The organism is Pseudomonas japonica, from assembly GCF_900188455.1.
Classification (GTDB): domain Bacteria; phylum Pseudomonadota; class Gammaproteobacteria; order Pseudomonadales; family Pseudomonadaceae; genus Aquipseudomonas; species Aquipseudomonas japonica.
Genome location: NZ_FZOL01000054.1, coordinates 1 through 3,167, shown reverse-complemented (window position 1 = coordinate 3,167; position 3,167 = coordinate 1). Strand labels below are relative to the sequence as shown.

At 49.9% G+C, this 3,167-nt stretch carries 4 protein-coding genes and 1 pseudogene; 3 read left to right on the top strand and 2 right to left on the bottom strand.

Annotation, left to right across the window (positions count from 1 at the left end; translation table 11 throughout):
* Positions 1-86: 86 nt before the first annotated feature.
* Together CHB99_RS29270 and CHB99_RS29265 are read left to right on the top strand one after the other, a co-directional pair.
* Positions 87-529, top strand: a pseudogene (locus CHB99_RS29270) (IS66 family transposase); the annotation flags it as partial.
* A gap of 215 nt (positions 530-744) precedes the next feature.
* Positions 745-1,005: a DUF6429 family protein gene (locus tag CHB99_RS29265; protein ID WP_042130745.1), complete on the top strand. Its 261-nt coding sequence runs from the start codon at positions 745-747 to the stop codon at positions 1,003-1,005.
* Positions 1,006-1,088: 83 nt separating this feature from the next.
* Here the strand turns inward: CHB99_RS29265 and tnpB are convergent, their stop codons facing one another.
* The gene (tnpB, locus tag CHB99_RS29260; protein WP_042130743.1) at positions 1,089-1,262 is read right to left on the bottom strand and encodes an IS66 family insertion sequence element accessory protein TnpB; all 174 of its coding nucleotides are present in this window, start codon (positions 1,260-1,262) and stop codon (positions 1,089-1,091) included.
* Positions 1,263-1,392: 130 nt separating this feature from the next.
* Positions 1,393-2,175: a hypothetical protein gene (locus tag CHB99_RS29710; protein ID WP_141137358.1), complete on the bottom strand. Its 783-nt coding sequence runs from the start codon at positions 2,173-2,175 to the stop codon at positions 1,393-1,395.
* Between the two features lie 618 nt (positions 2,176-2,793).
* On the opposite strand from CHB99_RS29710, the gene CHB99_RS29255 reads away from it, so the two are divergent.
* Positions 2,794-3,167: transposase (locus tag CHB99_RS29255; protein WP_141137357.1), on the top strand; the 374-nt coding region annotated here is incomplete at its 3' end.

Below are 3,167 nucleotides of genomic sequence, written 5' to 3'. Positions count from 1 at the left end.
ATGGCAGAGTCCTGCGTTGAAAAGGCCAGAACTCTACGGAAACTCAGACGGGCTGGGGCGTTGACGGAATTTCAAAGGTTTTCATACAGAGCCTAAAGGACGGCAGCGATGAAGATCGCAAGCTGGCCCGCCACGCCCGCAGTCAACCGGTACTGGCCCAGTTGAGAAGCTGGACAGAGAAAACACAGCCTCAGGTCACGGCCCAGAATGCACTTGGTAAAGCCATCGGCTATCTGGCCAGCAACTGGAGTAAGTTAGAACGCTACGTCGAGCATGGTGACTTGCCGATCGACAATAACGCCGCCGAGCGTGCGATCCGCCCGTTTGTCATTGGCAGAAAGAACTGGTTGTTCAGTGACACGCCCAGAGGCGCGACGGCCAGCGCGCAGCTTTACAGTTTGGTGAGACAGTCGAAGCCAACGGCAAAGAGCCTTATGCGTGGCTGCGCCACGCACTGGAACGCCTGCCGCTGGCGTCCTCAGTGGAAGACTATGAAGCGCTGTTGCCGTGGAATTGCACGCCTAGGCTCTGTACGAAATGCATCCGAGCTCGCCCATGCTGCGTTGAAAACGGGCTCGGAATGCTCATTTACTCCAGTAAACTCCGCTTCCTCGCCCGTTTTCGCCTTGCCTGGCCTTCGCTCGAATACATTTCATACAGAGCCTAGAATACATAGCTGAGTGCTCTGCCCATCTTGGGTCAGATGGGCCTACGAAGCGTTTGAAGAACAGCGGAGTAACGACCATGGAATACGACGATAGACTGATTCAGGACGCAGTGCTTGCCCTGTTGGCAGCCTATAGCTCCGACAAAGGTAACGCGTGGAAAGGATTCGACTTCGAGATCATGAATCGACTGCATGAACAGGGTTTCATCAGTGATCCTGTGAACAGAAACAAATCCATCTGGTTGACGGCGGAGGGACTAGAACGAGGTCGACAGCTAGCTGATCAGTTGTTCGGGTTAAGGACTCAAGCGGGACAGATGCCCGACTCGAATACCTGATTTCCCCATCCTTCATTTAACGGGTGGGGTTTATGGATCGTTTACGCTCCATAAACCCCACCAATCCAAAGATGGGCGAGCACTTAGCTATGCAGACGAGGCGTGCAATTCCAAGGCAGCAGGGCTTCGTAAGGATCGAACACTGCCACCTTGATATCCAGTTCGACCAGCGCGGCCAGGCCATCGATGGACTTTCGAAAGTCGACAGGTTTTGGATAGAGGTAGACTTTTTCGACTTTGGCGTCGGGTCGCATCATGGCCGGCGGGCTCCGGAAAGAAATCGGGAGCACAGCATCCGGGATCAGTTGAGCGCTTTGAATGTGGGGTTCATGGAGCGCTTACCTTTAGCCCGTCCCAGCGAACGAAGTGAGCGCATTGAGCGCGTTGTTATACGGAAATATTAGTTCTGGAAAACAGTGCAACTGCTTTGCTAAAAACGCGCAAAAACGGAACTGATTCGCTAATTTTGTCTCTTGCTTCCTTGTAGCTAATAAGAGCTTCTTGGAAGCTATCTTTTTGCTCCGACATGGCTAGATTGAAGAACATTGTACCTGTAGTGGTTGCGCGAGGTATATCTTGGGGTATTTTTTCGCTTCGCCTTTGTACCGTATCCATTACGACTTGCTGCATTTCGCTTGACAGATTTAATTTGATTAAGGCGGTAATTGTGGATATTTCGTTATATATTAGACCACCAAGACTTGCTACTTCATCAGGTGTTGGGATGTAGCCTTGATGTATGACTTTATTTCTGAGTTCTGGAATTTTTTTGTTGAGTGTATAGTGAGTCCCGAACGTAAGCAGGTGGAGGAATAAAAAACCACCAACCTGGCGCTCTGATTGCTTTGAGACCTGCTTGAATGTTTCGCTCAGTGCCTCTTTGGAAGTATTATTTTTCTTACAATATACATTTATTGCGAATTCAAAAAAGCGCTCGTATGCTGACGAAAGACTGGAGGCAGCTTCGAGCGTATAACCTTCAATTAGAGCGTTCGCTGCCGACTCAAGTAAAACTTCAAATTTCTGACTTTGAAGCAAAATTGCTGATTTGTGACCTTTAGAACACTCTATATATGCTAGAGCCTCTTCGTAATAGTCAGCAATTATTGGTTCGAAAGATGGATACCCCAGTTCTTTTTGGCATTCCATGCACATCGTTAATATTTTCACGGAGCTGGTTTCCTCGGAGCATAAAACTATAAATAAACACAAGGTGATGCATAACTCCCCGGACGGGCGTTGTGTAGAACATTCCTTGTACCTTTTGCTATCCGTGTCTAGGCTGAGGTTTTAAGCGTGCTGATGAGCGTATAAGGGAGATATACACCATGGATAGACAGCCTCGTTTGCTCAACCAAACGTGTGTGCAAATTTGCCTGCGACACTACTCGATCCTCACGTAGCGTGTCTATTGCCGGTGGGTTACGTCGTGCGGCAGGAATGGGTTCGCTGAGGTCGAGGCAGCTCATGCGAATTTCTCAGTGTGTGACTGCGTCTTCACCAGTACTCAGCACCCGGCACCACCTGCTCTGATCCTGACCGTCAGCTTTTGGTGGCACAGTCTCTGAGACTCAAAGCCTCAGAGTGAACTGTCACCGTCACAGTCTTAGATGAGTCGGCGCCTCGTGAAATCGGGATTTCGGTATTCCAATTGGTATTCCAGAACCACCTTTAAAACAGAGGTTTTTCAACCAAAATAGTCAATTCATCCAATCTGGCGCATTGTGCTGGTCTAATGGCTCCGGACACCTCAATTAGGGAGAACCCCCCTACTGAGGAGTACCCCCGATGACCAAGAAGTACAGAAGATTCACCACCGAGTTCAAACTCCAGGTCTGCAAGATGATTGTTGATCAAGGTCTGAGCGTGAACTCGGTTTGTGTCGACATGGGCTTGAATGACACCGCTGTCCGCCGCTGGGTAGAACAGTACAAGGCCGAGCAGTTGGGCGGAGCTGGGATAGGCAATCCGTTGACCAGTGAACAGCAGCGAATTCGCCAGCTTGAGCAGCAAGTCCGAGAGCTGAAGATGGACAACGACATACTAAAAAAAGCTACGGCCTTCTTTCGTCAGTTCATGCCGGGAGGCATCAATCAGTCATGGGTTGCAGATATCACTTACATCCGAACGCGCAGCGGATGGGTGTACCTGGCGGCCGTCAT

Excerpts from the sequence above, each read along its gene's own strand:
- CHB99_RS29265 (WP_042130745.1), top strand. The coding sequence starts at position 745 with ATGGAATACGACGATAGACTGATTCAGGACGCAGTGCTTGCCCTGTTG.
- tnpB (WP_042130743.1), bottom strand. The coding sequence starts at position 1,262 with ATGATGCGACCCGACGCCAAAGTCGAAAAAGTCTACCTCTATCCAAAA.